The sequence below is a fragment of the Microbulbifer sp. ABH2_005 genome (genome assembly GCF_056160005.1).
On the sequence record NZ_JBSWWI010000001.1, the window covers coordinates 3,228,739 to 3,254,248 of the forward strand.

Consider the following 25,510-nt stretch of genomic DNA (forward strand, 5'->3'; position numbering starts at 1 on the left):
CTCATTGTTCTAGTGTGACCCCGAGGGCCGGTAAATCTTGGCAATCTGCCTCGATATGTGGGCGCAGTACACAGATTGCAAGGTGCACAGCCGCCGACAAAAGTGGAAGCGATTATACGGGGATCGAATGAACGGACAAATGACAGGGGCACAATCGTGCGATCGACTGTGCCCCAGATAGGATAAATGTGCGACAGGACTAGGCCTGCAGCGGCGGAACCTCACGACCCAGGCCGCGGTAGAACTCCGCGACATACGCCTCCAGCTCGTTGGCGGCAATAGCATCGCGCAGCTTTTGCATCAGGCGCTGGTAGTGACGCAGATTGTGAATCGTATTCAGCTGCGCACCGAGAATTTCACCACAGCGATCCAGGTGATGCAGGTAAGCGCGGGAGAAGTTCTCACAGGTGTAGCAATCGCACTCTTCCTCCAAGGGGCCCGTATCGTGGCGGTGTTTGGCATTGCGGATTTTCACCACACCCTCGAAGGTAAACAGGTGGCCGTTGCGCGCATTACGTGTGGGCATGACACAGTCGAACATATCCACACCACGGCGAACAGCTTCGACAATATCTTCCGGCTTGCCCACGCCCATCAGGTAGCGCGGCTTATCTTCTGGCATCTTGTGTGCCAGGTGATCCAAGACCTTGATCATCTCCTCTTTCGGCTCACCCACAGACAGGCCGCCAATGGCATAGCCATCGAAACCAATCTCGGTCAGGCCGCGCAAGGACACATCGCGCAATTCCGGGTACATACCGCCCTGGACAATACCGAACAGCGCCGACGGGCTATCGCCGTGGGCCTTCTTGGAGCGCTCCGCCCAACGCAGGGACAACTCCATAGACTTGCGCGCTTCGTCAGTGGTGGCCGGATAAGGGGTGCACTCATCGAAGATCATGACAATATCGGAACCCAGGTCCCGCTGAACGCGCATGGATTCTTCCGGGTCCAGGAATACCGGGCTGCCATCGATCGGCGAGCGGAAGGAAACCCCCTCCTCCGTAATCTTGCGCAGCTCACCCAGGCTAAACACCTGGAAACCGCCGGAGTCGGTGAGGATCGGTCCGGACCATTGAGTGAAATCGTGCAGATCGCCGTGGGCTTTAACCACTTCGGTACCCGGGCGCAGCATCAGGTGAAAGGTATTGCCCAGAATAATTTGTGCACCGATCCCTTCGATATCCCTCGGCAACATGCCTTTCACGGTGCCGTAAGTACCCACCGGCATAAACGCCGGGGTTTCCACCACACCGCGAGGGAAGCGCAAGCGGCCGCGACGGGCCTTGCCATCAGTGTTATCCACTTCAAACTGCATAAAACATTCGCGGCTCACTGGGTATCTCCTTTCGCTGGTGCGACTTCTTCTTTTTTGGCATTGGGATCGCGGGTAATAAACATGGCATCGCCGTAACTAAAGAAGCGATAGCGCTCCTCAACAGCGGCCTTATAAGCGGCCATCGTATGCTGGTACCCCGCAAAGGCACTCACCAGCATCAATAAGGTGGATTCCGGCAGATGGAAGTTGGTGACCAACTTATCCACAACCTGGAATTCATAACCGGGATAAATAAAGATATCTGTCTCCCCCACCGTGGCCTGCAACTGGCCACTGCGCGCCGCACTCTCCAGCGCGCGCACGCTGGTGGTACCCACCGCAATCACGCTACCATTGCGAGCGCGGCAAGCGGCTACCGCATCCACCACTTCCTGGGAGACGTCCAGTACTTCGCTGTGCATCTGGTGCTCGTAAATATTGTCTACGCGCACCGGCTGGAAAGTACCGGCACCCACATGCAGGGTCACGAAGACAACCTCGACACCTTTATCCTGCAGTGCCCCGATCATTTCATCATCAAAGTGCAGCCCCGCCGTCGGCGCCGCCACAGCACCGGCATTGCGGCCGTATACGGTTTGGTAGCGCTCGCGATCGCTGGCATCATCTTCACGATCAATATAAGGAGGCAGCGGCATATGGCCGAGGCGATCCAGAATCGCCAGCACACCCTCTTCTTTGGGGAAGGACAATTCAAACAGCGCATCCTTGCGGCCGGTCACCTCTATACGGGTGCCGTCTTCAAGGACAATGATGGAACCGGGCTTAGGCGACTTACTGGAGCGTACATGGGCCCAGATATCCGTCTCATTGAGCACCCGCTCCACCAGGATTTCCAACTTACCGCCGGTCTCCTTCTGCGCGAACAAACGCGCCGGGATCACCCGGGTATCATTAAAGACTATCAGGTCACCTGCCTGTACCTGATCGAGAATATCTGGGAACTGCCGATGTGCAATGGCCCCACTGGGCCCATCCAGACACAAAAGACGGCTGCCGCGGCGCTCTTCAGTAGGCGCGCGGGCGATCAGCTCATCGGGCAGATGAAAGTCAAAGTCCTGACGCTGCATGGAATCCTGGAAATCTAGAAACTATGGAGAGGTCGCGAAGGTTATAGGAAATTTTAGGAGCTGTTAACTGGGACGCAAAAAATTGTCAGCCATGCCAGCCTTTGCACGCAGTAATCTGATCAGATGCATAGGTACCCCCTATTGACACCAGCACCTCAACAAGATAAACGATCATCTATCTGTAAAAAATTTGCTAGATTCAAAACATTTGCCGTAAACGGTATGTAAGACACATGAACTAAGAACCTACCTATACGCGCTAGCCTTTCCTCTAGGCATATGGAAAATACCCCTTCACTTTTTTGCAACTTGAGTATAGAAATTTGCCATTTCGAGCCGATATTAATGGCCTTCGGGCCATTGCAGTAATTGCAGTTTTATTTTTCCACTTTATACCTTCATGGCTGCCAGGCGGATTTATAGGCGTCGATATATTCTTTGTCATTTCAGGGTTCTTAATGACAAAAATTATTTATAGTGGGCTGGAAAGGGGAGACTTCTCCCTAACAAGATTCTATGCCGCACGTGCCAACAGGATTATTCCTCCTTTATTTGCCCTTTGCATAATATTACTTACCATCAGCTGGCTTCTACTAACACCAACTGACTATGAGAATCTAGGAAAACACTCAATAGGTAGCGCAGGCTTTTTTTCTAATATTATTTATTGGCGGGAGTCCGGCTATTTTGATACAGCCTCTCACGAGAAGTGGCTTCTACACACTTGGTCTTTATCGGTAGAATGGCAATTTTATTTGCTATACCCAATAGCCTTGCTAGCTACAAGGAAGCTCACATCGCAAAATGCTCTTAAGAAAATTATACTAGCATGCACCATTATGGGTTTTGGAACATCAATAATAGCAACAAGTATCGCGCCCGTAGCCTCCTTCTACCTCCTCCCCACAAGGGCTTGGGAAATGATGCTTGGAGGACTAGCCTACCTCTATCCACTACAAATAAAAACAGAAAATACAAAAAGAATTATAGAGGGAACGGGATTAACAACAATTCTCGCATCATGTTTCTTCATTTCAGATGAAGCGGCATGGCCAGGGCTCTTAACAGCTCTCCCCACTGTTGGCACATACCTAATAATTCAGGCGAGCCGAGACTCCAGCGTTATCACAAACAACTTCGCGTTTCAGAAAATTGGGGCCTGGTCTTATTCAATATATTTATGGCACTGGCCATTAGTTGTAGCTATTTCTTATTTCTCTCTCGACCAAAATTATATTTACATAGGCTTACCCTGCTCAATAATACTAGGATATATTAGCTATAAAACTATCGAAACAAGAAAGCCCAACATTAACTCCACCACACCCATCTTGAGGTACCACCCACTATACATGGTGTTAATTACTACAATTTTAGGAACAATTGTATTCAAGTTCTCACCGAATAAGGAGTTTAAAAACATCCCCGAAGAAGTCCTAGACACCATAACAAGAAAGCAATATAAATGCTTCAACAAGAAATACCTTCATGAAGACCATCAAGAATTTTGCACTTTAGGAAAAGGCGACAAGAAAGTATTTGCATTTGGTGACTCCCACTTATTTTACGCCCTTCCATCTATTGAAAAAGTGGCACTGAAAAATAATTTATCTGTCACATATGCAGGCTTCATGGGCTGCCCTCCACTAGCTGGAATTTATCCAATCCGCAAGGATCAAGATGAGAGGAATTGCCACCGGTTAAATGAAAAAATAATAGACCACATCACCAAAGAAAATTATGATATTGTATTTTTAGCCGCAAGATGGACCTACTACACAGAAGGTTTATACTCAGGAAAAAGCCTCCAATATTTATCTCTAAAACCTACAGGCATAAAAAATAGAACTGAATCAGTTAAAGCTTTTCATCATGGAATATCCTACACCCTTGGGCGCCTTAACGATGAAAAAACCAACATTTTAATAATGCTGCAGGTTCCAATGCAAAAAGATTCCCCAGAAAAGATTTATATGAAATCTATTCTCACAGAAGGAATATCAGAAGAATTACTCGCTCAAAATTCAATTAAAAAACTTACACATGAAAACTTCCAGAAAAAAACAAACGGAATACTTACCAAAGAGGCAAATAAATACAGCATGGTTCACATTCTAAATCCAACGAAGACTTTCTGTAGTGAAACCCATTGCCCTGTGGGAAGTTTAAGCGCCTCCTATTATTTTGACGACGACCATATCTCTACGACAGGCAGTAAAAAGCTAAACGATCTTCTAACTTATCATTTCTTACGACTGGCCCAATGATTTATATATGATCGACGTGAGTAAGTCTCTTGGGGCTATTCTCTTTCCCTCTTATAAAATGAAGAAGTTCATAACCAACCAATAATTCATAGGTCAGTTAAACTTAAATTTTCTCTTGACATAGCTCTTAAGCCTGATATCATTCTTGCAAATCCTGCCAGAGTGGTGAAATTGGTAGACACAGGGGATTCAAAATCCCCCGCCCTTAAAAGCGTGCCGGTTCGAGTCCGGCCTCTGGTACCATCTATCAAACCCGCGATAGCGTTGGCTTTCGCGGGTTTTTTCATTTTTTCTCAAAATCTAAAACGATGCATTATGCGCCAAAGTGTCGACGATAGTGTGTTTCTACTCCTGGGAACGTGATGTTTCAACTTATTTATGACACTACGCCTGTATACGTGCTCTTTTAAGTGGATAAATTCACACGGCCTAACGACTTTTACACAAATCCTGAAACACAAGGTTAGAACTACCATCTTCGCCGTTGCACTTTAATTACGTAAGGGCATTCTCCTAATAGCCTCTAATTTTTCACTTCAAAAGAAACAAGAAGCTACAGGCAGGGAAAAAAGCTCAGTTATATATTAGCGTTAGGAGTTAGCTAATTAGATTTAAAAAAAAGGAGTATTGAATGGAGAGCATAGAAACAGCCCTTTACCCGAAACCAATTATGTGGCTTCAAGTAGTCTCAGTGGTAGGTACTGTAATTGCCATGCTCCACAGATTATTTATTATATACCAGCGTACAACCGAAAAAAGTAAAGATTTGGACTAGTAACTCTTGAATCAATTGGTGTTTTTTATTTAACTCTACGATTTTAGCCTTTGCTAAACCGAGCTCCAATCAGAATCTTTAACAGCTTAACTTGTGACTATTGCTAACTTTGCATTATCAGATGGAAAATCTGAATTGTAATTCTGAACCAATAACACAGGTTCCATATCAAGGTCTGCTGAGCCAGATCCTGATACAACTAGTATCATGCACTTAACTCGTTGCTATAGATTAGTTAGCCTCAATCATTAAAAAACTACTCGAAGCCATATGCATTCAGTCAAATAGATACTAAAGAACTAACGACAACTGAAGAGATTGAGCAATCTATTTTTGTCAGAGAGACATTGTAAAGGGCTAAAGCCACCTGCTATCAGTTCAATACAACAAAAGCAAATGGAGATGGAGATGGAGATGGAGATGGAGATGGAGATGGAGATGGAGATGGAGATTACAAATATTTCAGCAAAGGACCAACAAAAGAGCAATTTGAAGAGGTTATTCCCTTACAATTTATTGAACAAATAAGTATATGAAAACGGAAATGATACTACAGTTCTATTCGGGAAACTAATCATCATTTGACGGCGACTTCATTAGAAGCGAAGGAAAAATAATCGAAAGAGTTGAAGCTGCACATGCCGAAGATGGTCATGCCGATCAAATACAAAGAGAACCTGCCACCCAATAAGGTGAAGCTCCATCCATTATCCAAAAAGCATAACAACATTTGAGTCTGACGCTAAATACGACTCCACTTGTGTAGCGGCACTTTCGTACCACAAGTAATTGCAGCGGATACTAAGATCCTTTCTTTGGGTAGAATTCTTTATCATCACACAAATGAAACCGATTATTCAAAAACCCTTGAAAGTAAATGATAATGCCTCCAGACACTTCACTAAGATGGTAAAGCTACCAAGTGAAATAAAGTATGACAACAAAAGGTAAATGTAGACATTACGAGCCAGAATTCAAAAAAATGCTGTAGCTCTAAGCTCTTGAAAGAGCTATTCAATCTCTAGAGCCACAGGAACTACCATAAGTAACCTGCAACGCTGGGTAAAGGAGCAGAGCGGAGTAGGGCTGAATGCTGGTGAGTGCGCGCTGAACCAAGGAATCTCTAAATAACTCCAGGTCAATTGATATTATTCAATTCATAAAAGCTGCAATAAATAATGTACCACGTCATCTTTGCCGAAGCGGAATACAATATAAAGCGCAGTATAATCCGCCATGAAAAATTTCTTGTTCAGATAGATGCTCTGATCCTATAACAACGACTAGAAGCTCAAATATCTTCTTGCTACCCACAGAGAAATCCTGGATGATTGACGCATCCGTCGAGTATCATGCTGCGCACTCATTGTGTACAGCTATTTTGTAATCTCTGCGATCCAGCTGCGAAAGATGCGCTATATGAAATCGAATCTATGAGTAATTTTACTGGATTAACTATAAGCAACCCAATTCAAGACAAGGATTTTTAACTTTCTCCATTTACTGGAATTGAGTCAGCTGGGTAAGGCTCTTTTTAGAAAGATCAATCAATACCTTTCTGAGAAAGATATGGTTCTACATGAAGGCACCATTGTAGGTGCTACTGCTATCTCTACTTCAACTAAGAATAAAAGTAGGAGCGTAATCCAAAAATGCACCAAGCCAAACAAGGCAATCTATAGTAGTTTGGAATGAAGATGCATACTGGTACAGATATTGCCCTCGGACCTATGTATAGTCTCGACACAATAGCAGCCAACAAACATGACAATACTGTGATGAGCAAACTACCGCATGGTGAAGAGAAGCTAGTCTGGGGAGAGATTCTAACTAAACGGGCTCGAAAAAATGCAATGAGCTTGAATCTAAAAATGTGGAGCAGCACACTGCAGATAAGCGGAGTCAGGTAAGACACCTTCCTGACCAAGCTAAGATACAACAGGTGGAAAAGATAAAAATGCAGTTTAGGGCAAAAATTGAACATCCATTCAGGTATATAATAGACAATTTTGGGTATGGAAAGGTCTTCTATCAAGGTTTATAGAAAAACACCCCGAATTAATGTCTACTAGCTGGCTTTACCAGCTTGTTAATCAGGAAGAATTACTTGCTGATCTAGAGTCAGTATGTCTAATATGCGAATATCAAACAATGAAGAAGGAGGGGAAAGCGATTGGAGACTTAATTTTTGATTAAAAAAAATCTTTTTGAATGTGTGACATATTTTGTATGGCTAGAAGCCAACTAATCAGAATTTTTTAAGTACAGTTGCGCACAAAAAATCAAACGGCTACGCATGAAGCAAGAATCCCCAATAAAGTCAGTACTTATAGATTACTTCAGAGTATATATACGTATTTCTTTCAATCAACAAAATTTTCTTTGGAGCCTCTCAAAGACTCCTTTTTATGTTTGTTGAAAAAATAAAATTTTAATCATTGAGCTATTTAAATGAAATTTGAAAAATTTTACGGAAAAATATTTTTATCCATAATGGTAACTGGCTGCATTCAAGTGCAGGCGAGTGAATCTGCGAGCAGCATTTACGTAGGGGCTTATCTAGGACAATCAAGATATGATGGCTCTTCAGAGTTAGACGGGAATACTTTACCGTGGTCCCCTCCAAAATTAGATATCAATGCTCATGGTGATGCTTATAAATTTACTATCGGCTATCAACCATCCCAATATTGGGCACTGGAATTTGGGTATGTTGAGTTTGGCACAGCTAAAGGGGATGAGTTTTCAAGCTCTCGTACAGGGCTGACTGATCAATGGAATGAAGTGGGGTCATATTCTTTAAAAGGAAAAACCTCTTTGAGTTCAGAAGGAGAAACGATAGCAATTTTGGGAATTCTTCCGTTTCGTGAAAATTTAAATATTTTTATGAAAACGGGTTTATATTATTGGGACTTATCCGCCAGATCAGTTTGGAATGCGGAAACATTCTTTCGGGGTGAGCCTTCAGAATCCGTGTGTTTCTGCGAGGAAGATTATCTTCAAGTCTTTGATGGGAGAAATTCGTATGTGGAAGAGAGCACAGGCCACGATATATTTTATGGCATGGGCCTTTCTTATAATATAGGGCGAGCCTCTGTAGTTGTGGAATATGAGAACTATAAACTAGATGATATTGATGTGGGTTTATTGAGTGCAGGTGCAAGGTATCATTTTTAGTGCAGTAATGAATGCTCGGGATGAGGCAGCCCGTAACAAACTTAGGCAATCTATAGTATTCAAATAAGCAGTGCCGCAAGAAAATGGTCAATTGGTTGAAGTTGCAAATTAAAATACTCACATTCAAGGCGTAAGAAAAAATTCTGGACACCCAATTAAGGTAGTAGCCTCAAGCTTCACCCATATTGAAAACACTTGAACCACCAAATAAAGCACTGTATGAATACCCAGAAAGATAGAGGGTGTCCAATACCTCTTCCAAATAGTACTCAAACTTTACTAGAGGTTACCCGCTATTACCACTACGTCTCCCGCTGCGTGCGAAAAGCATTTCTGTGCGGCAGAGATATAGAGATCTAGTAAAAATCATGAGCATCACCGCGGGGGGATTTAAACTATGATACATAATCTGGCTTCAAACTTAGCTATATGTGTGTAATAAGGAGCCGCCATCACATCGTACTTTATATCGTATCAAAGAACGGATAAATAGCTGGCCAGGCTATTAAGAGTTATGTTTAAATCTCTTTATTAGATTAGCGTTAGCAATTTAAAAGAGCCACCTTAAAGACAATAACAAGGCACATTTAATTTAAACTCTCATATTAACTAAGCTTTAGGCTCATTATATGAATAGCAAGAATTCAATCAGCAATCACCCGCATAGCGGGTGGTATGGTGAAAGCCCCCAAAGGGGGCTAGCTACAACCCCGCCAGGTGCATCTGCTCTTGACGGCGCTCTTCAATCTCTTGATTCTTGATGTACTCTTGAATCATCTGCTCATCGAGCCCAACTGTACTAACGCAGTATCCCCTGGCCCAAAAGTGTCTTCCTGAAAAATTTCTCTGTACATGTTTGTACTTTCGAAATATCTGGATCGCAGATTTCCCTTTCAAAAACCCAACCGTATTGGAAACACTGAACTTCGGAGGAATCATTAATAACATATGAATGTGATCCCTCATTGCGTACCCTTCAATCAACTCAATACCCTTTTGACGGCATAGGTCTCGAAATATCGCTCCGATCTCCCGTCTCAATGTTCCAAATAATGCTTTCTTTCGATACTTAGGCACAAATACCACGTGGTACCTGCAATAATGCTTCACGTGAGCTTGGCACTGCCAATCTCGCATATGGCCTCCTTTATAGAACTTGCCGGTTCATGGATGCCATATTTTTCATTCTGCACGCCGGAACGGCAGAGCCCTGTCAAGTCTCACCGCCAGAGGCGGTGGTTTACCTATGTATTAATTACTTCCGGTGGCTGCTTGTGTGGAGCTGTACGATATGAGGTTAAAGGGCCACTACGCAACGTAGTTAACTGCCACTGTAGTATGTGTCAAAAACTACATGGAAGTTTCGGCCCTCACACAAAGGCTCGCAAGGTCAATATTAAGATAACAAAAGATGACGGGCTGGCGTGGTATAAAACATCAGAAGTAGCCCGCAGAGGCTTCTGTCAGCAATGTGGCTCAAGCCTCTTCTGGGAGCCATTTAATCTCGATGCCACTGGAATTATTGCAGGATCACTAGATGGCCCAACCGGGTTGAAAACCATGGGGCATATTTACACCCGCGAAAAATCTGATTTTTACGAAATTGATGACGAACATCCTCAATTCAAGGGATCATCAAATGGGCAGCTTGTCAATGACTACAAATAAATTATTATTTTTTTGACTGAGAGAAAACCACAGGTCTAAACGAAGAAAAGAAATATAAAATTAATCTTTCGGTCATAGGCTCAACCCCTATCTGACCGAAAACAATCAATTTAAATAGCAAGTGAGCTGACACTTAAGTGAAAATACCGACTTTAGTGACAGCTCAAATTAAAATTGGAACAGTGCAAAACAACATAGCTGATAGCCTTTTAACAGAATAACAACCTCTCAAGAAAAGGATTTCCCCGACCACTCTCGCAACGGTTAAGGCTCCCTTCTATAATGCCTTCTTCTATGATGCCCTCTTCACTTTTATCGAACCTGGCTGAAGCCAGAGGGTGCCATTCATTAGCTATTCAGTTTTTACTGTCCGGACACTCTCTTTCCTCCAACACCCCACCGGTCTTGATTGAATACTCGGTATAGTTACCAGTCATAATATCGAGAATTTGCAGCCAAGAATAAAACACCGCTTTTTCAGACTTAGCAATTTCTTCTGCCAGCTCCATGGCGGCTTTCTCTGTGGGTGCAGAATCCCTAAAACTTTTTGCACCGCCATTCATCAAATGAATTCGTTCTGCAAAAATTGCGAATCGATTGATCTTTCTTCCCATGATCTATCTCCTTATCAATAAAACTGCTTAAGCACTTACATTCTTAAGCAGTGGCTGCCAGCCAATCCATACTGCGCTCAACCTCCCGCATCTGCGTCAATGTCAGATCCAACTCATTGCGCAGATTTACACCTACAGAAACTGAAAAGCTGCGCACATACTTCGTATAATTCAGCATACAGATAGCATACATTGCTCGGTTGTCATAATCCGAGCGATATCGGCAAATCCGGACAGGCTCTCCGTCGAAAATGATGCTTCTGGTTCCCATGACTACCCTTACCAAACCACTGTACATGCATACAGTATAAGATATGGTGATCCCGCTTTGTCAACCCACAATGGACTCAACACCCTTAATGAGCCCTGAATAGACTAAAAATCAATCTGTTATCACAAAGTGGGGTCTTGGAGATTTTTGAGGTCTGAATGAGTCGCGGAATATACTGGGATCTGTCGAAACGACGAAAAACCGCTTAATAACATCGCTAAAAATTGGTCGTTCAGAAAGGTAGCCCTGTTTCAATTAAAATTAGTCAAGGGAGACTAAACTTCATTCAACGCTACTCTACTTATTAAGAGAAACAGATTTTCTGAAATACGGCCCGAATAACCGATTTAAGCGCTTATTAGCTTATCTTGATTTATATCGTTGAGTAGATAGCGCTAACTTGGTCGATCAGCACCATTATTCACTAAGGGTAGAAGGCATTCCAAGCGTTCGGTTTGCACAGCATTGAATTTATATACCATCACTTTGCCAATACATGCTGTCATTTTTAATATCCTGTTTTTATAATCCAGAACATTCAAAATTTAGTATTGACTAACAATTGTCACTTGAAATTGAAAGGCGAGCAACATAAAGTACCGACTTAAGTAATAACACTTAATATCGCTATTTTAGTATCAGGCTTTTAACATTATTGGAATATCAAATGGAAAAGGTTGCCATTCTTGTTGACGTGCAGAATGTTTATTACACATGCAGGCAAATCCATAAACGAAACTTTGATTACAATAAGTTTTGGTCTGAAGCAACTCATGGAAGGAAAGTCGTAAAAGCCGTGGCCTACGCTATCGACCGCGGCGATAGAAAACAGTATCAATTTCAAAATATCTTAAGATCTATCGGTTTTGAAGTGAAACTAAAACCCTTCACCCAACGGTCCGATGGTTCCGCCAAGGGTGATTGGGATGTGGGGATAACAATAGATGCAATGGAATATTCAAACTTGGTAGATACTATAGTTTTGGTTTCAGGTGATGGTGACTTTGATATTCTTGTGCATAAGCTCAAATTAGATAGAGATAAAAAGGTTGAAGTATATGGCGTACCAGAATTGACCGCTGCCACATTATTTAATGCGGCGAGTGAATTTATCCCAATTGACAATAAGCTTTTACTCAAATAAACATGGGCGAAAAGTGAAATACTTTTGTTTTAGCCCCTATATTGAATCAGATTCCAAGCAGGTTGAACCAATACACTAATAGCATATCAACATCTCTTTTGGCTCTGAATAAGATAACCTAGCTAAAGCCACTATGTCGCACCCGCTAACAAAAATGTATCCAGATCCCAAAGATCAGTTTTTGTCACCTTGCAAAGATTAACGTGGTGAATGACGAACTGAAGAGACGCCATCTTCGAATAAAACATGTCGCCGCCGAAATGTTTTGCCTTTGAGATACTCCGGTTTACTGATCCTGTCCATTCGAAAATGACGAAAGTCTTTGCGTGCGGGATCCCAAGCGACCAGATACCATAGAGGTGGTAAAATCAGCATCGCCTGTGGTTCAACAACCCTACTGGTTACAGATCCCTTTGCATCACGGTATTGGAAGCTTAGTTGTAACCGCTGGAGAAAAGCTGTCTCGAAAGTGGGGAGCAGTGCGGGCTCCATTTCGTGAATATTTGATACGTCTACCTGCGGTGAAAGCTTACCGATATATAAGCAGTCTAAAAACCGACGCAAATCACGTACTTTGTCCTGTGGCAAAGCCTTCTCTATTTTGGCAAGCCCAGTATCTGCAAGCCCCGAAAAAGGTAAATTCCCGGCCGCACGCATTGATGCAACGCTGATAAGGAGTGCAAAGACCTCGGCAACCGAGAGACGCGCTGTGGTTTGGACCGATTGCGGGTCTAATTGTAGGCCGCCCCCAGGACCAGGGTCAGAATGGATAACAAAGCCCTCATCGCGCAGTGCGCTAATATCACGCAACACTGTACGCCTGGATACACCGACCTCTTCTGCTAAGTCAGTAATCGTAGAAGTACCATTTCGGCGAAGGCTGCGCACGATGGCGTCTTGTCGAAGGCGAACACTCATTTTGTAAGGATATTATTAAATGGTGACATTATTTGGCACCATTTGATTTTAGCCTATATCTGTTCTTTTCAGCAAAGGAGTTCTGAAATTGCAACGCACACCGTAGCCCCAAGTCGAAGAAAAGGGGCTGTCCGGCACATAGGGCATTACTGAGCCTCAAAAAAGGAGAAATACATTGTTGAATCTAACCGAATTCCCCAAGCCCACTCTTATTCCAGTCAACGGCGTTGAGTTAGAAGTCTTTGAGGCAGGCCAACCGAATATGGGGAAACCAATTGTGCTTTGTCACGGCTGGCCAGAGCATGCCTATTCTTGCGCCACCAGCTGCCTGTACTTGCCGCAGCCGGATACCACGTTATCGTTCCAAACCAGCGTGGTTATGGCAATTCATCCCGTCCTGCCGATGTAACTGACTATGACATTGAAAACTTGTCGGGTGATCTCGTCGCGCTTCTTGATCACTACGGATACAAAGATGCCACGTTTGTCGGCCATGATTGGGGTGCAATGGTGGTTTGGGGGCTTGCGCAATTACATCCAAACCGGGTCAACAAAATTATAAACATGGCCCTACCCTACCAAGCTCGCACAGAAAAGCCGTGGGTCGAGTTTATGGAAGAATTCCTAGGAAGCGACTATTACATCGTTCACTTTAACCGACAGCCAGGCATCGCGGACACTGTGTTAGATGCAAATACTTCACAATTCCTTCGCAATATATTCCGCAAGAACATACCTCCAGCACCACCTGAGCCTGGAATGATGATGATCGATCTCGCCAAAGCAGAAGCACCACTTGGCGAGCCCTTAATGAGTGATAGCGAACTGGCTGTTTTTATTTCCGCATTTGAGAAAACAGGGTTCATAAGTAGTATTAATTGGTATAGAAACCTTGACCGAAATTGGCAGATCTTGGCAGATGTAGAGCCAACCATCCAAAAGCCAGCACTTATGATTTACGGCGATCGAGACTTGATCCCTAAGAGTTCGTTCCCAATATTGATATAATCAGTCTCAACTGCGGCCACTGGATTCAACAGGAGAAACCGGAAGAAACAAATCAGATCATTCTAAAGTGGTTAGAAAAACAGGATAGCAATTAGCGTAAAAGGCTATTCGATATAAAAATATCTATGAAAGTATCTGAGTAATTTATGGATGTAGTAAAACCTACTATTTCTCATTACTCAGATACTTTTCTCGCACTTGATTTATCATGCCACCAGCCTCTAGCACTTCTATTTCATCTGCTGACAAGTCACTGCGTAGACTAATACTCTCGCCGGATGACTTTATCAAAAGCTTTACAGAATTGTTTGACTTCAGTTGTGCTATTGGCTTGTCAATCTCAAGAATTGAATCCTGCTCAAGTCGATCGTAATCATCAAAGCTCTCAAAAAGTAGTGGCAGAACACCAAAGTTAATGAGATTACGTCGGTGGATACGAGCCATGCTTTTTGCAATTATGCACCTTACGCCAAGAAATCGTGATGATACCGCTGCATGTTCACGGCTGGAGCCTTGCCCATAATTTTCACCACCAACAACAAAACAGTCACCATTCAATTTTATCGCCCGCTGGTAAAAGTTTTCATCAATACGGGAAAATGTATAGCGACTAATGGCGGGGATATTTGAGCGCAAAGGTAAAATATCCGCTCCGGCAGGCAGTATTTCATCTGTCGAAACGTTGTCACCCGCTTTCAGTAAAAGCGGACCCGTTAAGGTGTTTGGAAGCTTTTCAAAGTTTGGCAACGGTTTGATATTCGGACCTTTAATCAGCTCAACGGCTACCGGGATTTCTTGTGATGGCTGGAGTAAAGGTCTTATATCTGGCAGATATTCCGGCTCACTAAAGCTGGGATAGTCCATGTCCAGATCACGAGGATCGGTGATCACACCTTTCAAAGCACTGGCAGCGGCAGTTTCAGGGCTGCATAAATAGACTTGGTCATCTGCTGTGCCGGATCGACCAGGGAAATTACGTGGCACAGTACGTAAGCTGATACGGCCAGTGGCCGGAGCTTGCCCCATACCAATACAACCGCCACAACCTGTTTGGTGCAAGCGCGCGCCCACTTCAAGTAGTTTTGTGAGATCGCCACTCCGGCTAAGCTCCTCGAGCAATTGGCGCGAGGTTGGGTTGATATCAAAAGAGACATCGTCGGCTAATCGACGACCTGCGACGATACGCGCTGGTATGGCGAAATCCCTCAGCCCAGGGTTAGCAGAAGAGCCAATATAGCTCTGGTAAATAGGGCGACCCGCCACTTCACGTACGGTTACCACTTTGTCTGGACTGGATGGGCAGGCGATTAGCGGCTCAAGATCAGATAAATTAATGGTGTCCTCTTCGTCATAGCTCGCACCCTCATCGGCTTTCATTTCTACATAATCGCATTCCCGATGCTGCTGTTTGAGAAAGGCTTTCACAGCTTCATCGGCAGGAAAGACACTGGCCGTAGTACCCATCTCCTGGCCCATATTGGCGATTACATGGCGGTCCATAGCAGTCAGATTGGCGAGGCCTGGGCCGTGATACTCGACAATCTTATTCACACAGCCCTTAACTGTTTGCCGGCGCAACATTTCCAAGATGATGTCTTTGGCACTGACCCAGGGCGGCAATTCACCCTCAAGCTTTACGCCGAGCACTTTCGGCATTTTCAGCGCGAAGGGAACGCCAGCTATAGCCATGGCCACCTGTAGACCACCAGCACCAATGGCCAGCATACCCATAGAGCCTGCTGCACAGGTATGGCTATCGGCGCCAAGTAACGTCTTTCCGGGTATATCAAAGCAAGCCATATGTACCGGGTGACTTACACCATTACCGGGACGTGAAAACCAAAGTCCAAACTTGCGACAAGCGCTTTGCAGGAACAGGTGATCATCCGCATTTTTGAAGTCCGTCTGTAGAAGGTTGTGATCTACATACTGTGCGGAAAGCTCAGTTTTGATTTGTGATAAACCAAGCGCCTCTAGCTCTAACATCACCAGAGTGCCGGTACCATCCTGTGCCAGCGTCTGGTCAATCTTGATCTCTATTGGGCTACCGGGTTCCAGTGAACCACTCACGAGATGACTCTTGATCAGTTTCTGTGCGAGGTTCATAGCCATAGTGGGTACCCTTGAGCAAGTTTTCTTAATCTGAGAAGCTCCACTTGCGGCGCCTCTTGAACCTGATTCATTGTAGTCCGGGTCAGGATAGTTATTATGTGCGCCTAACTGATCTTATGTATTGGCAGGGTAAATTGAGCGTCCGGCCGATACCATTGAGCCTAATAGTCATAGGGAAATACGGTAATCTAGGGTTCATCCCATTCAATACTATCAAATTTTGTGGGTAAGAAAGTGGACCAAGCTTTCCGAGTGATCACATGAACCGAAAAACATTTTATATATAAACCACTAAATTACATGCATATATCAATGAATTAGCATTTCCTCAGTGTTTTTTATTTTCGGGTATTATTTTCTTGAGAGTATTGGGGATAATTGTATTTTTAATATTCGACAGCTCACCAGGTCCTTTGGTCCTTATTTGTGCATGTATAATTTCCGTCACAAACGCTCCCCCCCCTGAAGTCTTTCATGAAAATTATCACCAATAAGGCTTTCAAGCAGGTATTTTATTGAAAGTAGCAATCTCTTTTGAGGTCTATTGATCAAACGAAATATTTAAAGTATTAATTGTTCATGCTAGTGCTACCTTTCTAGAATCACATATAATCAATAGATCTAAGGAGAAATAAAAGTGACGATCAGAATCCTAGCTATTGATGGAGGGGGGATAAGGGGGATATTACCCGGTGAAATATTGGTCGCTCTTGAGAATAAACTAAAGGTGGAATCGGGCAACTCCGACGCCAAAATAGGAGACTTTTTTGACCTGATCGCAGGAACAAGCACCGGCGCAATATTAGGTGCAGCCTATATTTGCCCCAACAAAGCGGGAAGGCCAAAATTCACTGCACAGGAAGCTGTCGATATTTACCTCAAAGAAGGAGGTAAGGTATTTGATACTGGAATCTGGCCCTACCTGGATAAGTGGAGATTTCTCAGGGGGGAAAAATACTCCACACATGAATTAGAAAAGGTACTAAAAAAGCACTTTGGAAATACAAGGTTAAGCAAATTATTAAAACCTTCTTGCTTCATCTCCTACGACATCAAAAAGCGAGAGCAAATCATTTTTAGACAACATTGTGCCATAGTGAGAAATGAAGACTTCTTGGTAAGAGATTTATTACGAGGCAGCACCGCTGCGCCAACTTACTTTGAGCCCGCACGTATTTACTCACTATCACCAATTAACAAAAAATATATACTGGTAGACGGTGGAATGGTTGCCAGTGACCCCGCTTTATGTGCTTACTCAGAAGCCATTAAGTTTAGCGGTGTGGGGGGGATCAAGGATATGATTATTGTATCTCTAGGTACAGGCAAACAACTAAGAAGCTACAAGTACAAAGAAGTGAAAGACTGGGGCATTTTTAATTGGGCACGTCCTTCTATCGATATCGCTCTGAGTGGCGGAGCTCAAATGACTCATTATTACCTGAAACAAATTTCAACAACTGTAGAAAACACCAAGTACTACCGGATTCAACCAAATCTATATGATGCCAACCCTACATTAGATGATGCGTCCCCTAAAAACTTGAAAAAACTAAAGAGATCTGGTGAAAAAAATGCAAAGCACCATGATCAATTATTAGATAAAATTGCTCGAACATTGGTAAATACACAAGGTAACCATCAATTTAAACAAAAATAATAATACCTATCAATACAAAATTAACGAAACCAATAACTAATCCAACTAATCATTCAAACACCCTAGCAAATAGAGGCCGCACCTTGAAAATCTTCTCATGGATTTTCCATACTAAAAATGCCAATTCTGTACTTGAGCCTTAACAAGCTAGTTTTTTATCCAAATTCTACCAGATATACTCAGCAGCAAGACCAAATTTGTTCTAGCTGCATTTAATTCCATTTTTAAGCTTCACATAAAACGATATTTATTAACTTCTCCACCAGATCGCCGGTATTACTCTCACCATATTCAATATGCCTTTCACAGCATAGAACTTTAAAGCCAGCTTCAACTAATTGAGCTCTAATATCGCTTTCATCAAAAAGCTGGAACCCAAACGGTGTAAATGATAGATTCTGCATAAAGGACTTATCACCAAAAGCTAAACAAAGTTTTCCTTCAGGTACCAGCACTCTGCGTATTTCAGACAAATGCGTTTTGATAGACTCCCAAAAGTAAATGGTGTGGACTGTAATCGCCTTCTCGAATTGACTGTCGACAAACGGTAACTTCTCTGAGGTTCCCACCTTAAAGTCCATCCGTCCCGACTCAATATATTTAGAATTAAGAGATTTCGCACTCGCGACCATATCACTAGACCAATCGACACCCGTATAGCGAATGCTGGAACCTTGACGAAGTATATCGACTGCAAACTTACCATTACCGGGCCCAATCTCGAGAATACGATCATGATCCACCACATTAAGCAATTCTAGTGCGGCCAGGTTCGTTGCTTTATTGGCTTTATTCATCTGCAATGCAGTATCGGAGGCTAGAGCACCGGAGGGCTTCCTTAGCTGTTCGGCCACTAGTTGAGGATCTTTAGACATTTCTTCTCCATTTAAGACCTATTTTTGAGTACATAAATAGTCCTTATGTACTTACAAACTGCAATTAATGTAGAAATTAGCAGCGGTTTTTTTGGTTGATTTTTACATCATCGTTTAGTGCCAAAAAAAATTTTTTATACACTGCCGTTGCGTTGTACCTAAAACTCACCATCAAATTTTACTAAGCAGGATCAAATGAATAATATACGAGCCTAGGTCAACTCAATATGTAAAAATAGCTAATCTTAGGTAACTTCAACAAATCAAGCTTAAGCCAAACCATTTGATGGATCAATCGGATAAATATAACTCAGTCTCAAATTGAGTATTTAAGGGTTTACCCTAATATCTTCTAAGATTTTATTGCTGCACCATAGTCCAGAAAAAGTCAGTAAGATATATCAATATGTACCTGCATGTAGCTGCGAATAGATAGGGCTAATACTCATTCAGACTCTCCAAAACTGGTACCTATCAATTAAACTACTAGATACCGGCCTATTACTTAAAGAGCATCTGACATGCTAAATGGCGCTATGCTTGTCTGGTTTATTTTCGCGGCTATAAGTGTGGTCTTTGTTGTTTGGGATTCCATCACCAACGCACCGACTAGCTGGGTACAGCGTATGGCGTGGATATTGGTTGTTGTATATACAGGTGTTGTTGGGTTGATTCTGTACCTACTGACTTGCCGACGCCCCTTTCCCGGTGGTCACGATGCCTTTACACGGGCCACCTGGAAACAAAGCGTTAACAGTGAGATGCACTGCCTAGCTGGGGATGCCACTGGCATTGTTATTGCTGCGTCCATCGTCCCTTTCTTTGGGCTCACCAATGGCTGGGATGCCACCATTGAGTATATTGCCGGCTTTATTTGTGGATTATTCATCTTTCAGGCACTGATGATGCTGGGTATGTACCAGGGAAAGTATCTAAGGGCAGTGCGCAAAACATTCTTCGCCGAAACCGTTTCTATGAATATGGTGATGGGAGGAATGATTCCAACCATGGTGATATTGGCCTCCCTGTGGCCAGAGTCGGAAGACCCTAGCAAGGCCACATTTTGGTTTCGTATGAGCCTTGCAAGCATCGTTGGTGGTGTCATTGCTTATCCAATCAACTATTGGCTTGTTAAAAACCATCTTAAGCATGGATGTATGACTTTACCGGGGAAGGATGGGCCTGCACCCTGCCTGGGCTTCTGTTCACCGGAAGCGAATCATGATGCCAACATAAAGCCAACTGTGCCCATGTCCACTCCTTCTACTCAGCCGGGCCATGAGGGACATGGGATGATCATGCGCTCGCTGCCCATCGCTCTCTCTTGTATTTGGATAGTGGGAACCTTCTTGTTTCTTTTACTGGCGATACTGGTGGCTAATCACTTTGTACCCTTGAAGTTTTGATGGTCAGGCACATAAACAGGTCGATTGAATCGGCAAACAGTAACCAAGTCATCCTTTAATTCGTAGATTTATGGTAAAATCCGCAAATGGATCAGTGTTGGTTGAAGCTTCTGAAAATCTTACATTTATGATTGCGAAGCACTTTTTTTCGACCTGATTTCAGGCGCGACTCGCCTTGCAAAAGCGTACCTTTTATATACAAAAAATTGTGCTTCACCATTAGTGACAGCCATGATTTTTCACTCTGATCCCTAGTGATATAGAAAAATATGAACCCACGGGTTTCACACTGCTGATGAAAGGAATACAGCAAATCTATGAATAGCCGTTTACTGAATCTTGATGCACTGCGGGGGCTTGCAGCAATTCTCGTTGTTTGGCAACACAGCAGTGAAGTTTTTATCCGTAATTCCAGTATCGCCCAACATGGCACCGAGCTGGCTGAGTTTGTGAACCAGCTAGATTTTGGCCGAATAGGTGTAATCTGTTTCTTTTTAATCTCAGGTTTTGTTATTCCTTTTAGCCTCTCTGGTACTCAAAGCTCTTTAAAGAACTTTGCCATTCGCCGTTTCTTCCGTCTTTATCCAGCCTACTGGACATCGCTATTTATGGCACTAGGGCTAACTTGGCTTATCAGCGACTGGATGTATCCTGCAGCCACTATTGCCGCAAATACAACCATGCTGCAGGGGTTAATGGGGTTTGATAATGTACAAGGGCTTTACTGGACGCTGACAGTTGAATTAATTTTTTACTGCTTATGTGCGTTGATTTTTGCAAAACGGCAACTGGCTAACCCTCTGGTCCTACTACTCTTCTGTTGGGGTGGGTTATCTCTATTTGTAGGTTGGCAATTATTGGAAAAGTTACCCATAAAACTGCCAGAGATGGCCCCAAGCGTTACTTATATTCCTTTCTGTATCGCTGTTATGTTCTGCGGAACCTTAATCCGACACTGTTATGTGCGTAAGACTAACTACTGGTATGCCACTCTCGCAGTGGCAGGCACCTTCTCAATCCCTCTAATGGTTTTATTTCTTTACTTGGTAGGTAAACCCGTAACCGAAGACCCCTTGCGCTTTGCTCTGCCTCACTTAATTGCTTTGGCTATTTTCTTTGTGGTTCTGCTAGTCCCCTTTAGGCCATGGCGCGGTCTGGTAGCGTTGGGAACCATCAGTTATTCGGTTTATCTGTTCCACCCCATTGTGATGCGTGGGCTGAATTGGAGCATACAGCAGTCGTGGGCACAGTCATTTTCTGCTTATTCTGTAGAGGTCTATATGTTAGCCACGACCCTCGTGAGTATTGCCCTGGGAACTCTGGTGTACAGGCTGATTGAGAAACCCGCTATCAATCTGGGGCGCCACTTAAGCAGAAAGACTGAACATAAAGAAATGGCGATTGCCTAGAGGGTTTTCCACTTATCCACAATGGGAAGCTAATGATTATTCATGCATGCCTGGCTTATCCAGGCATGTATGAATCGGAGCGGATAGCTTAAAAAAACCCCAATGACCGCTCCGTTAATCTGATTGGTTACTGTGCCCACAGCAAGCTTGCTGCAATTGACCACATCATAATACCCACCAATACATCCAGTACTCGCCAGGTTTTTGGGTTCTTAAACAGCGGCTGCATCATACTGCCACCAACCGATAACAGCGCAAACCAAAGCACCGATGCACTGCAGGCGCCAATTACAAAGAATAAAGTACCTTCCCCTGCGTACTGGGCACCGACCGAGCCGATCAAAACAACGGTATCCACATAGGCATGGGGATTTAGCAAGGTAAGTGCTACGGCGGTGATCAGGGCAGAACGCCTGGATTTAACCCACTCCTTCTTGTCCTCCAGCCCCTTATTGGTAAAGGCGGAGCGAAACGCCATAGCACCGTAGCCGACCAGGAAAGCCACTCCCAACCAGGTCAACCAGAGCATCCAGTTCCCTTCTGCCTGGGCCAAGTGTGATACCAGGTAGACACCACTGGTGATCAGGACAATATCCATCAGAACACACAGCGCAGCGATACTGTAGTGATACTGGCGGCGAATACTCTGCGTCAATAGATAAGCATTCTGCGCGCCAATTGCCATGATCAAGCTGATAGTCGTGATAAAGCCCTTTGTCAGAGGGGCTAGTAGCAAACCCGAAATCACGTTGCCTCCTGTGGTCATTGGGGTCTGCCCGCGGTGTGCGGGTCGGAAAAGTGGCGGGAGATTAAGAGGCGAGCTAGAATAAGTAAATTTAATTATATTGATACCTCATAAGAATATCTTATGTTAGATCTTAAACAGCTTCAGGCCTTTGCTTTCGTGGTAGAGGAGCAGAGTTTTGATAAGGCCGCCGCTTTACTTCACGTCAGTCAATCTGCTGTATCCCAGCGAATCAAAGCGCTTGAGGGACAAGTCGGGCAGGCTCTACTCATCCGATCAACACCACTGCGCCCTACTGAAGCCGGCCTTAAGGTGCTGGGTTATTTCCAACAGATGCACCTCCTGCAACACGAGTTGCTGGCAGACATAGACCCGGAGGGCAGCAAAACCCGCTATAGCAACCAAAATAAGGTGCGTATCGCCCTTAACTCGGACAGCCTGGATACTTGGTTCCTTAAAGCCGTAACCCCCATCATTCGTTCCCACCACCTACTTGTTGACTTGAAGGTCGATGACCAGGAAGCCACCTTGGAGCTGCTCAAGAACGGAGAAGTCATTGGCTGTATTAGCTCGGTAACCAGTAACCTGCAGGGCTGCCAGTCCATTCCTTTGGGACACATGGCCTACTACCCGGTATGCACTCCGGCTTTTAAAGCACACTACTTCTCGGACCCAGTCGATGTGGATGAATTTCGCTATGCTCCCGCAGTTGAATTCAACTATAAGGACCAGCTGCAAAGCCGCTACTTAAAGCAGTTTTGGGGCATAGAGGCCGGCCAGTACCCATCTCACGAAATCCCCTCCTCTAAGGGATTCCTCAATTTTCTGACATTGGGCTTAGGCTGGGGAATGGCACCAGATATACAAGTGGAGGATTTGTTAAGACAAGAGAAACTGATCAAGCTAACTCCAGATCAGCACCTGAAAATCCCCTTGTACTGGCATGTTTGGAATTTGAAATCCAAATTAATTAAAGAAATCACGCATACTTTGGCTGAGTATGCCCATAAAGCATTGCACCAGTAAGCGGCACTGGTGCGAGTAAATACTTGACCTTAGCTACGCCTCATCTCACTACCTGTTTCAAAACACCGAAGTAGTTACTGGCCAGCTCAACATCATCGTAATAACCACGATCCTTTAGCAACTTATGCAACGCCCTGAGGTTATATGTGGGCACTGCCATGAAGGCATGATGTTCACAGTGGTAACTCAAACCTTCAGTGGGACTGACAAACAGGAGCCCTAAAATACCCCTGGGAACCGAACGCGTATTGTATTTTGGTTCCAAGTGGTAAAGATCTTTGACTCCAGCGTGTTCGGCGATCTGCCGCATTCGTATAATAGCCATATACACGGTAAGATAAGCCACAATCCACAATAGATATAGCTGCGGGACACCAAAAGCCCACAGTATGGCAAACATTACACTATTAACGAATAAACCTCGGGTTAACTGAAAATTCACTCGCTTTTTACGGCTTAGTAAGTCTCGCCCACTCAAAAATAAATATAAATTCGCTTTTAAACCAGTTAACCCCAAAAAATCTCTGGAAAACTTCCTTACCAAACTCTTTTTACTGACAGGATAATCCTTATAGTTTTGCAGATCTGGATCTTGATCTGTACCCGCTTTGCGGTGATGCATCATATGACTTTTTATATAGGTTTCTCCATCCATTAACAAAAACGGTGAAGACAACCACTTACAAACAAAATTGTTATAGGCTCGAGTTGCGAAAAGTGTTTTATGACCAGTTTCGTGCATAATGGCTGCCAAGGCCTGCTGCCGCCCAGCAAGTAAAAATACTGCAGCAATATAAGTTGCCCAGTGTGGCAATAACGCGGCTATGGTAAAAATTCCCATTATACCGAGCCAAGTGCTGACCACTATCCACCAGGCCTTGGCATCACTACGCTGTAGGAACGGCTTAACCTCTTCTTTACTGAGGGGGATATTCATTGCAAGTCACCATTTTGTGATTATGTGTCAACGCCTAACTTCTGCAATTGTTCCAACCAAATATTGCGACCTGTACGGTCATACTTGCGTACAATACTTTTAAGTTCCTGGTATTTATTTTGTGGCCTGATTACTTTTGGTAGTAAAGGATCGGTCGCTAAACGATGGATAGCCTCGCCTCCCAAGCGGCATGTTTCAGATAAAGAGACTTTGACAGGCTTTGATGCCAGGTTTGTAAGACTGCTCTCAAGAGTATCTATCAAGGCATCATACTCACGATCTAAACGCTTAATATCCCACAAATGGTGTCCCCATTGATTAACCAGTATGTCCGATACATCCTGCAAGACAAAGCAGTGCGCATTGGCTTCAAGACCTAGTGTAATCAGCATATCGGTTAATTCCGCATGACTCAGTGTGAGATTATTGGGTCGTACCAGCAGGTGATCCAAACCTTCGGCAAACCCATACCACTCAAGTACCATTAATGATTTCTTACGAACTGCACGTGATGTTCTTTTAGGTAGGTGGCAGGCTATCCACCTGAAATCCCAGTTATCATATTGAAAGGTATTGTTTTTCCAACGGTTTATAAAAGCGCGTTTGGACAGTGCTTTTTCTGTCAAACTGTAGATACCACGCCGATTTTGAGTGATCAGGCCGGTACCCACCAATCTATTTAGTGTCACCCGTAAATTATTTGTGGAAATATCAAATGCATCAGATATGAAACCCAGCTGACTGGTTGCCAGTTCATGTCGCTTATTAACGCCCATCAAATCCAATAGAATATTTTTTGGGGTAGGCTCATAGGTAAACTGATACATAGTGAATATTACGTCATTAGTCTTGAGAGATCTTTTATGTAATATTACAGAGCCAGACCTAACACACAACACTTTGTAATTTTGACTTTAGAAAAAAGTCATTTAAATCAACATAAGCATTATCTGGATATCGCCACAGGTATTCAGTGTACATTCTCACTTATTGCCACCTAATAGCATTGCGATTAATAAAACACCCTAAACATACCCATAGGATGACACATTTCCCCACACACTACTTAGACAAGCACTATACAAATCGCTT

20 protein-coding genes and 1 tRNA gene are annotated in these 25,510 nt (G+C 43.7%); 10 read left to right on the forward strand and 11 right to left on the reverse strand.

Annotation, left to right across the window (positions count from 1 at the left end; all coding sequences use genetic code 11):
* Window positions 1-199: 199 nt before the first annotated feature.
* A complete protein-coding gene (gene tgt, locus ACXAFI_RS14105) occupies window positions 200-1,318 on the reverse strand; it encodes a tRNA guanosine(34) transglycosylase Tgt (protein ID WP_444922597.1) in 1,119 nt (372 codons plus the stop codon).
* Between the two features lie 14 nt (window positions 1,319-1,332).
* Window positions 1,333-2,406 (reverse strand): tRNA preQ1(34) S-adenosylmethionine ribosyltransferase-isomerase QueA, encoded by a 1,074-nt coding sequence (gene queA, locus ACXAFI_RS14110; protein WP_475109316.1) that lies wholly within the window; start codon window positions 2,404-2,406, stop codon window positions 1,333-1,335.
* Window positions 2,407-2,729: 323 nt separating this feature from the next.
* Between queA and ACXAFI_RS14115 the strand changes: the two genes are divergently transcribed.
* From ACXAFI_RS14115 to ACXAFI_RS14125, 3 genes are all read left to right on the forward strand, one after another.
* Entirely contained in the window at window positions 2,730-4,673 is a 1,944-nt protein-coding gene (locus tag ACXAFI_RS14115; protein WP_475109317.1) for an acyltransferase family protein, read from the forward strand.
* Between the two features lie 156 nt (window positions 4,674-4,829).
* Window positions 4,830-4,916 (forward strand) — tRNA-Leu (locus tag ACXAFI_RS14120).
* Between the two features lie 2,983 nt (window positions 4,917-7,899).
* Window positions 7,900-8,625, forward strand: a complete 726-nt coding sequence (locus ACXAFI_RS14125) for an outer membrane beta-barrel protein (RefSeq protein WP_475109318.1) — start codon at window positions 7,900-7,902, stop codon at window positions 8,623-8,625.
* Window positions 8,626-9,327: 702 nt separating this feature from the next.
* On the opposite strand, the gene tnpA is transcribed toward ACXAFI_RS14125, so the two are convergent.
* Window positions 9,328-9,762 carry an IS200/IS605 family transposase gene (gene tnpA, locus ACXAFI_RS14130; RefSeq protein ID WP_475109319.1) on the reverse strand — a complete coding sequence of 145 codons (435 nt, stop codon included), beginning with the start codon at window positions 9,760-9,762 and terminating at the stop codon, window positions 9,328-9,330.
* A gap of 33 nt (window positions 9,763-9,795) precedes the next feature.
* Here tnpA and ACXAFI_RS14135 point away from each other — a divergent pair, with 33 nt between their 5' ends.
* Window positions 9,796-10,293 (forward strand): GFA family protein, encoded by a 498-nt coding sequence (locus tag ACXAFI_RS14135; protein ID WP_475109829.1) that lies wholly within the window; start codon window positions 9,796-9,798, stop codon window positions 10,291-10,293.
* Window positions 10,294-10,649: 356 nt separating this feature from the next.
* Here the strand turns inward: ACXAFI_RS14135 and ACXAFI_RS14140 are convergent, their stop codons facing one another.
* Together ACXAFI_RS14140 and ACXAFI_RS14145 are read right to left on the reverse strand one after the other, a co-directional pair.
* On the reverse strand, window positions 10,650-10,907 hold the full coding sequence (locus ACXAFI_RS14140; protein ID WP_475109320.1) for a hypothetical protein: 258 nt from the start codon (window positions 10,905-10,907) through the stop codon (window positions 10,650-10,652).
* A 43-nt stretch (window positions 10,908-10,950) separates the two neighbouring features.
* On the reverse strand, window positions 10,951-11,178 hold the full coding sequence (locus tag ACXAFI_RS14145; RefSeq protein WP_475109321.1) for a hypothetical protein: 228 nt from the start codon (window positions 11,176-11,178) through the stop codon (window positions 10,951-10,953).
* Between the two features lie 667 nt (window positions 11,179-11,845).
* Here ACXAFI_RS14145 and ACXAFI_RS14150 point away from each other — a divergent pair.
* A complete protein-coding gene (locus ACXAFI_RS14150) occupies window positions 11,846-12,322 on the forward strand; it encodes an NYN domain-containing protein (protein WP_475109322.1) in 477 nt (158 codons plus the stop codon).
* Between the two features lie 198 nt (window positions 12,323-12,520).
* Here the strand turns inward: ACXAFI_RS14150 and ACXAFI_RS14155 are convergent, their stop codons facing one another.
* Complete coding sequence (locus ACXAFI_RS14155; protein WP_475109323.1) at window positions 12,521-13,240, reverse strand: helix-turn-helix transcriptional regulator; 720 nt, start codon at window positions 13,238-13,240, stop codon at window positions 12,521-12,523.
* 312 nt (window positions 13,241-13,552) lie between these two features.
* On the opposite strand from ACXAFI_RS14155, the gene ACXAFI_RS14160 reads away from it, so the two are divergent.
* Window positions 13,553-14,248 carry an alpha/beta hydrolase gene (locus tag ACXAFI_RS14160; RefSeq protein ID WP_475109324.1) on the forward strand — a complete coding sequence of 232 codons (696 nt, stop codon included), beginning with the start codon at window positions 13,553-13,555 and terminating at the stop codon, window positions 14,246-14,248.
* 165 nt (window positions 14,249-14,413) lie between these two features.
* Here ACXAFI_RS14160 and ACXAFI_RS14165 read toward each other — a convergent pair whose 3' ends face one another.
* Window positions 14,414-16,360, reverse strand: a complete 1,947-nt coding sequence (locus tag ACXAFI_RS14165; RefSeq protein ID WP_475109325.1) for an aconitate hydratase — start codon at window positions 16,358-16,360, stop codon at window positions 14,414-14,416.
* A 637-nt stretch (window positions 16,361-16,997) separates the two neighbouring features.
* Between ACXAFI_RS14165 and ACXAFI_RS14170 the strand changes: the two genes are divergently transcribed.
* A complete protein-coding gene (locus ACXAFI_RS14170; protein WP_475109326.1) occupies window positions 16,998-18,020 on the forward strand; it encodes a patatin-like phospholipase family protein in 1,023 nt (340 codons plus the stop codon).
* Window positions 18,021-18,244: 224 nt separating this feature from the next.
* On the opposite strand, the gene ACXAFI_RS14175 is transcribed toward ACXAFI_RS14170, so the two are convergent.
* Window positions 18,245-18,895 (reverse strand): class I SAM-dependent methyltransferase, encoded by a 651-nt coding sequence (locus ACXAFI_RS14175; protein ID WP_475109327.1) that lies wholly within the window; start codon window positions 18,893-18,895, stop codon window positions 18,245-18,247.
* Between the two features lie 521 nt (window positions 18,896-19,416).
* Between ACXAFI_RS14175 and ACXAFI_RS14180 the strand changes: the two genes are divergently transcribed.
* Together ACXAFI_RS14180 and ACXAFI_RS14185 are read left to right on the forward strand one after the other, a co-directional pair.
* On the forward strand, window positions 19,417-20,301 hold the full coding sequence (locus ACXAFI_RS14180; RefSeq protein ID WP_475109328.1) for a DUF4396 domain-containing protein: 885 nt from the start codon (window positions 19,417-19,419) through the stop codon (window positions 20,299-20,301).
* Window positions 20,302-20,618: 317 nt separating this feature from the next.
* Window positions 20,619-21,710 (forward strand): acyltransferase family protein, encoded by a 1,092-nt coding sequence (locus tag ACXAFI_RS14185; protein WP_475109329.1) that lies wholly within the window; start codon window positions 20,619-20,621, stop codon window positions 21,708-21,710.
* A gap of 127 nt (window positions 21,711-21,837) precedes the next feature.
* Here the strand turns inward: ACXAFI_RS14185 and ACXAFI_RS14190 are convergent, their stop codons facing one another.
* Window positions 21,838-22,476 (reverse strand): LysE/ArgO family amino acid transporter, encoded by a 639-nt coding sequence (locus ACXAFI_RS14190; protein ID WP_253868862.1) that lies wholly within the window; start codon window positions 22,474-22,476, stop codon window positions 21,838-21,840.
* A 102-nt stretch (window positions 22,477-22,578) separates the two neighbouring features.
* On the opposite strand from ACXAFI_RS14190, the gene ACXAFI_RS14195 reads away from it, so the two are divergent.
* Window positions 22,579-23,481, forward strand: a complete 903-nt coding sequence (locus ACXAFI_RS14195) for a LysR family transcriptional regulator ArgP (protein ID WP_152452101.1) — start codon at window positions 22,579-22,581, stop codon at window positions 23,479-23,481.
* 40 nt (window positions 23,482-23,521) lie between these two features.
* On the opposite strand, the gene ACXAFI_RS14200 is transcribed toward ACXAFI_RS14195, so the two are convergent.
* Together ACXAFI_RS14200 and ACXAFI_RS14205 are read right to left on the reverse strand one after the other, a co-directional pair.
* Window positions 23,522-24,418, reverse strand: coding sequence for a fatty acid desaturase family protein (locus ACXAFI_RS14200; protein WP_475109330.1), 897 nt, complete (start codon window positions 24,416-24,418; stop codon window positions 23,522-23,524).
* A gap of 20 nt (window positions 24,419-24,438) precedes the next feature.
* Window positions 24,439-25,245 (reverse strand): hypothetical protein, encoded by an 807-nt coding sequence (locus ACXAFI_RS14205; protein ID WP_475109331.1) that lies wholly within the window; start codon window positions 25,243-25,245, stop codon window positions 24,439-24,441.
* Window positions 25,246-25,510 lie beyond the last annotated feature (265 nt).